This is a genomic window from Mesorhizobium sp. WSM4841 (genome assembly GCF_055811515.1).
On the sequence record NZ_JBVVQC010000011.1, the window covers coordinates 189164 to 195505 of the forward strand.

3 protein-coding genes and 1 pseudogene are annotated in these 6342 nt (G+C 65.8%); all 4 read left to right on the plus strand.

From position 1 onward, the window contains the following. Positions 1-6: 6 nt before the first annotated feature. Entirely contained in the window at positions 7-4173 is a 4167-nt protein-coding gene (locus AC0L14_RS16095; protein WP_473750088.1) for a TIGR02680 family protein, read from the plus strand. After that, positions 4107-5471, plus strand: a complete 1365-nt coding sequence (locus tag AC0L14_RS16100; protein WP_473750089.1) for a TIGR02679 family protein — start codon at positions 4107-4109, stop codon at positions 5469-5471. The genes AC0L14_RS16095 and AC0L14_RS16100 overlap by 67 nt, the downstream gene beginning before the upstream one ends. A gap of 163 nt (positions 5472-5634) precedes the next feature. Beyond that, on the plus strand, positions 5635-5877 hold the full coding sequence (locus tag AC0L14_RS16105) for a type II toxin-antitoxin system Phd/YefM family antitoxin (protein WP_473527524.1): 243 nt from the start codon (positions 5635-5637) through the stop codon (positions 5875-5877). After that, a pseudogene (locus tag AC0L14_RS16110) lies at positions 5877-6306 on the plus strand (type II toxin-antitoxin system VapC family toxin). Before AC0L14_RS16105 ends, AC0L14_RS16110 begins: the two are co-directional and overlap by 1 nt. Positions 6307-6342: the final 36 nt, after the last annotated feature.

Consider the following 6342-nt stretch of genomic DNA (forward strand, 5'->3'; position numbering starts at 1 on the left):
GACCGCTTGGACCTGCTCGCCTTGACGCCGGATAAACCGCCTTTGCCGATGCCCACGCGGCAGCGCTGGCAGCCTCTGCGCCTGGGCTTGGTGGAGCTCTTTCACTATGACAGCGAGGAATTCTGGTTCCGCGACGGCCATCTGTTGCTGCGCGGCAATAACGGAACGGGCAAGTCCAAGGTGTTGTCGCTCACGCTCCCGCTGCTGTTCGACGCGCAGCTCAAGTCTTCGCGCGTCGAACCCGATGGCGACGGCGGCAAGAAGATGGCCTGGAATCTGCTGATGAACAGCCACGACCGGCGCATCGGCTATGCGTGGATCGAGTTCGGTCGCGTTGCGGAAGACGGCACGCCACGTTTTCTTTCGCTCGGCGCCGGCCTTTTTGCGACGGCAGCTCGTCCGCAGGTCGACAATTGGTTCTTCCTGCTGGAAGACACCGACGAGGCGCCGCGTATCAACCGCGATCTGTGGTTGATGAGTCCGCAGCGGGTAGTGCACACCAAGGAGCGCCTGCGCGACGCGCTCGATGGCCGTGGCCAGATGTTCGACACCGCGGCCGGCTACCGTCGCGCAGTCGACGAGCGCCTGTTCCATCTGGGCACCAAGCGCTACGACGCGTTAATGGACACGCTGATCCAGCTTCGCCAGCCGCAGCTTTCCAGGAAGCCGGACGAAACCGCGCTTTCGAATGCGCTGACCGAGGCCCTGCCGCCGCTGGCGCCCGAACTGCTCGGCGACGTTGCCGAAGCGCTCGGGCAGTTGGAGGAAGACCGCCGTCAGCTCGACGAATATCAAACCCTGGCCAAGGCGGTCGGCCGTTTCGAGGAGCGTTATCGCGTCTACGCTGGCACGCAGACCCGCCGGCAGGCACGCTTGTTGCGCCAGGCCCAGACGGAATTCGACAATGCCAGCCGAGCACGAGGGGAGGCCCAGGCTCGCTTCGACGAAGCGCAAAGGCAGGAAACGCTGGAGCGGACCGCTCATGATAGCGCCGAGATCGCTCTGACGGGCGGGCGTGCGCGGCTCGACACCTTGCGCTCCGACCCGACGATGCAGGACGCCAACCGCCTCGAAAATGCCGAAAAGGATAAGGCGGCGCGACTGCAAGCGATGCAGAGGGCCACATTGGCCGTCGAAGAGGCAGGCCGACGACTGGGGCTCAGCATCGAAGAAACCGGACGCGCAACCCGGCGCGTGGAGCAGGCGGAACGCGCATTGGCCGATCTGCGCCGGGAAAGCGCCGTTCACGCCGATGCGGCGGGCATCGCCGGCCAGCACGCCGGAAACCTCCTCGCCAAATCGGAGGCTTCCGCGCTGGTCGAACTAACGCAGCATGCTTTGGACACGGCATGCGCCGAGCTTCGGAACCTCGTTGCCGGCCGGCGTGAACAGATCGCGTTGCTGCGTCGCCGCCACGGCGAGGTGGCTCAGGCCGAGGCCGCCTACATGCGGCTCCGCGAAATCCGGGACGATCGGCAGGTCGAAGCCGAGGAGGCTGCCGAGCGTCGGACCCGAGCTGACGCGGAGGTCGAACGGCAAGGCCGGGACCTGGTGGAAAGCTGGGACCGCCATTTCATCGGCCTGAAGCAATTGCAGATCGATCCCGAGAGCAGGCCCGCGGCATTGACGGCCCTGGCGGAATGGACAGTGTCGCTGCAAGGCGACAACCCAGCCAGCCACCTCCTGCAATCGGCGTATCAAGGAGCCAGTCTCTCTCTGACACAGCGTCGCGTGGCGCTTGATGGCCAGCGACAGGCGCTGGAGATGGAATGTGGCATCGTCGAGGACGAACGCGGACGCCTGGAAGCCGGCGACGACATGGCGCCGCCCCTGCCCTACACGCGCGACGCCTCTGGCCGGGACGCGCGTCCGGGCGCGCCGCTCTGGCAAGTGATCGATTTTCGCGGCGCAGTAGCTGCTCCGCAACGCGCCGGCCTTGAAGCCGCACTCGAAGCCGCCGGGTTACTCGACGGTTGGATATCGCCTGACGGACGCCTCCAGGCCGGCGACGGCGGAACCCAGCCTTACGACATACAGGTGCTGGAACGGCAAAAGCGTTCTCCATCGCTCGTCGACTGGCTGGAAGTCACCGTGCCGGCCGGCTGCGCCGTGCCGGCCAATATCGTCGAGCGGGTGCTGTCGGGCATCGCCTCGGCGGATGACGATCCGATCGACAGCGAGGCCTGGATATCCGCCGACGGCCGCTTCCGCCTCGGCGCGCTGTCCGGTGCGTGGGGCAAGCCGGAGGCGGTCTACATTGGCCACGCGGCCCGCGCCGCAGCCCGCATGCGGCGGTTGGCCGAGATTGCCGACCGCCTTGCGCAACTCTCTGATGAATTGACGGCCGTGCGAGTGAAAGCCGAGCAGCTCGCGCTGGATCGCGAACAGGCGGACGAAGAATGGCGCCTTGCGCCTTCCGACGAGGTATTGCGGGTCGCTCATATGGCCGCCACCGCAGCCGCCCACGCCGCGCGTCTGGCCAGCGAAAAGCTGACCGAAGCGGACACGCGCTGCCGCGAGGCCGAACAGGCGCTCAAGGCCTTGCGCGAACAGCTCGCCGCAGATGCCATGGACCTGCGCCTGCCGGCAACGCCCGATGCACTGCCCACCGTCGAAGCGGCGCTGGATCATTATCGCGATGCACAGGCCCGGCTCGAGCAAGCAGCTCACGAGTTTTGTCTGGCACTGCCCGAGTCGCAACGGCAGCGTGCCCGCCAGCGTGAGGCGCGCAGCGACGTGCAGCAGCGCGAAGAGGAACTCGTGGCAGCCCGCATTGAAACGGAAGACGCCACTGCCCGGCTCGAGCTGCTGCGGGAAACGGTCGGCGCCAAGGTCGAGGAACTGCAGCGAAGGCTGACCGATGCCCGCCGCGCCGTCGAAACCGGCGAAGCCGAGCTGAAGCTCGCCGGCGATGCATTGCGCAAAGCGGGTGAGGCACGCGCGATCGCCGGGCAGCAGGCCGAGACAGCGAACGCCGTCCTTCAGGAACGCGGCGAAGCACGCGCCCAGACGATCTCCAGATTTCAGCAGTTTGCAGGCACCGGCCTGCTGTCTGCAGGGCTGCCGTATATCGAACTGCCTGACCTCGGCAGCCCGTGGACGATCGACCCCGCGCTGACGCTGGCCAGACGCGCGGAACAGGAACTGTCGAACCTCAGGGACGACGAAGAGGCGTGGGCGCGCGTCCAGCGGCAGATAGCTGAAGAATTTACCGAGCTGCAACGCGCACTCGGCGCGCTGGGTCACCAGGCCCAGGCCGATCCCAGCGACTGGGGTTTCAGGGTGGATATCGTCTATCAGAACCGGCGCGAACGGCCGGACCGCCTCGCCATGCGGCTGGCCGAAGAGATCGCCCAGCGCGGCGAACTGCTCAGCGCCAACGAACGCGCCGTCCTGGAGAACCATCTGCAAGCCGAAATCGCTGCAGAGATCCAGCGCCTGTTGCAGGCCGCCGAACGCCAGGTCGATGTCATCAACGGCGAACTGCACAAGCGCCCGACCTCCACCGGCGTGCGCTATCGCCTGTTGTGGCAGCCGCTGTCCGAAGAGGAAGGCGCGCCGGTGGGCCTCGACATGGCGCGCAAGCGCCTGCTCAACACCAGCGCGGACCTTTGGTCGGCAGACGACCGGCGCGTCGTCGGCGCGATGCTGCAGCAGCGCATCTCCGCCGAGCGGGAGCGCGCTGATTCCAGCGGCGGAAGGGACAGCGGCGGCACCTTGCTCGACCAGCTCGCCCGCGCCCTGGACTATCGCCATTGGCACCGCTTCCGCGTCGAACGCTGGCAGGACGGCCATTGGCGCAAGCTTTCCGGACCCGCTTCGAGCGGCGAGCGGGCGCTCGGCCTCACGGTGCCGCTCTTTGCCGCGGTCGCCAGTTTCTACAGCCAGAGCAGCTATGCCTTGGCCCCACGGCTGATGCTGCTCGACGAAGCCTTTGCCGGCATCGATGACACAGCACGAGCGCATTGCATGGGGCTGATCCGCGAGTTCGATCTGGATTTCGTCATCACCAGCGAGCGCGAGTGGGCTTGTTATGCCGAACTGCCGGGTGTCGCCATCTGCCAGTTGCAGCGGCGCGAAGGCATCGATGCCGTATTCGTCTCGCGATGGACCTGGGACGGACGAGAGAAGAAGCCCGAGGCCGATCCCGATCGCAGATTTTCGCCGGCATGAGCGATCAAGTCGACCCGCGTCTTCAACGCCTGCTCGGTGGTGACCATCTTGCCTCGCTGCGCAAGCGGCTGCGCCAACGCTTCGAGCGCGCGCCGCTCGAAGGCGCCGTCGATCATATTCGCGTCGCCGGGCTCAGTGAAGAGGAACACGCGGCACTGGCGGCGCTGCTCGGCCGCGCGCAGCGCCGATCGAAGTCCCTGCAGATCGACGTCCGCCGCGTCGATGCCGCCCTGCGGCGCGCCGGCATCGCCACATCGCTGTGCGATGCGTTGGAAAGGCTTGACGGCTCCATCCTTCATCTCGCCGGAGCACGCCTTCGACAGCAAACTTTGTGGTCGAGCGTAGTAGATGGTTGCAGCCATCCCGATTTGGCCAGGCTGCTGCTCACGCCGGGAGGCATCGGCCTCGTCAAGCGGCTCGCTCGGCGGGATACGGTCGCGGCAGCGGAGCTTTGCCGGCGCGCCGAAGAGGTGCTGCGGCTCCTGCCGGCAAAAGGCATAACGCGTTCGCAACTGGCCGCGGACGCGCTGGGCGATGCCCATGCGCTTGACAATGGTCGCGGGGCCGCGGCACTCGTGCTGGCGGTCTTGCGCCAGACCGCCACGCCCGTTCCTGACGCCGCAGCACCCATTGCCGACGAAGATGGCGAGACGGTACGGAAATCGAGAGAGGACGTCGTGCTGGAACCGGCCGCCGGCGCGGAGCGTATACGCGAGACATGGGCCAGAGCAGGCGTTCTGGTCAACGAGCTAGCACGCCCCGCCCTCTTCCTGAACCTGCCGACAAGCGGGACCGAAAGCGATCGTTGGCCCCTGGGAGAACCGGCCTATGCGTCGCTGCGATCGCTGCTGCGTTCACCGCCCCGATGGGATGTAGCGGGCCGCGACGTTTACGTGTGCGAAAATCCCAACCTGCTCGCCATCGCCGCGGACCGATGGGGGATTGGCTGCGCTCCGCTGGTCTGTACCGACGGGATGCCAGCCGCCGCGCAACGATGCCTTCTGGCTCAACTTGCACTGGCGGGCGCGCGGCTGCGCTATCACGGCGACTTCGACTGGCCTGGATTGCGTATCGGCAACCAGGTCATGCGAGAACACGGTGCGGAGCCATGGCGCTTTGGCGCCGTGGACTATACTGCCGCCGTGCGGACGGCGCCGGGCCTGGCACACCCGCTTGGAGGAAAGGTGACCGAAGCGTCATGGGACGGAGCGCTGGCGCCCGCGATGCGTCAGCACTGCGTGGCCATCGCCGAAGAGGCCCAGGCCGCCTCGTTGTTGCAGGACCTCGACGATCGATGAGGAGGGACGCATTTTCAGCCCGACAGCAGCACTTCGGACACGGCACGTTCGCAGATCTTGTCATTGAGCTGCTGCCGGGGCAGAACGTGACGCATGAAAACCTCTCACTGGGAGTGTTAAGCGCAATACGCTATATGACCATCTACATGGACAGGAGCGTGAGATGAGTGTGATCAACCTGGCAGATGCCAAAGCCCATTTGAGCGAGCTAGTGGATCGGGTCGAGGCAGGAGATTCGATCGACATCACCCGGCGGGGTAAACCGGTCGCACGGCTCACCGCCGTGGCGAGACCGCGGCAGCGGATCGACGCGACCCTCTTGCAATCCTTGACCGCGACCATGCCGCCTCAGGCCGAGAGTTCTGCCGATCTGGTACGGTCGATGCGCGATGGCGACCGCTACTGATGCACTATCTCGACACGTCGCTGATCGTTGCCGCCCTTTTAAATGAAGCGATGACACCGCGCGTATCCGGCGCAGCTTCTGATCAGCGACTGGATCATCACCGAGATGTCGTCTGCCATGGCGATCAAGCTGCGAACCGGGCAGATCGACCTGGAGCAGCGCGCAGCAGCGCTCGCGATGTTCCACAAGCTGGTCGCCGAGAGCTTCACCGTGCTGCCGGTCACGAGCGGGCATTTCCGCACGGCGGCAAAGTTAGTCGATCAGCATAGTCTCGGGCTTCGCGCTGGTGACGCGCTGCATCTCGCCACGGCATCGGAGCATGGCGCTACGGTGCATACGCTCGACCAAAAGCTCGCCGAGGCTGGACCGGTTCTCGGCGTGCCGACGCAGTCGTCCGTGAAGAACGCGGAACGCTTTGATTTAATTTAAGATTTTCGCCTGAATTTGGGTTTCGTTTTGCCGGAA

Coding starts and splice junctions, on each gene's coding strand:
- AC0L14_RS16105 (WP_473527524.1), top strand. CDS start 5,635: ATGAGTGTGATCAACCTGGCAGATGCCAAAGCCCATTTGAGCGAGCTA.
- AC0L14_RS16100 (WP_473750089.1), top strand. CDS start 4,107: ATGGACCTGGGACGGACGAGAGAAGAAGCCCGAGGCCGATCCCGATCG.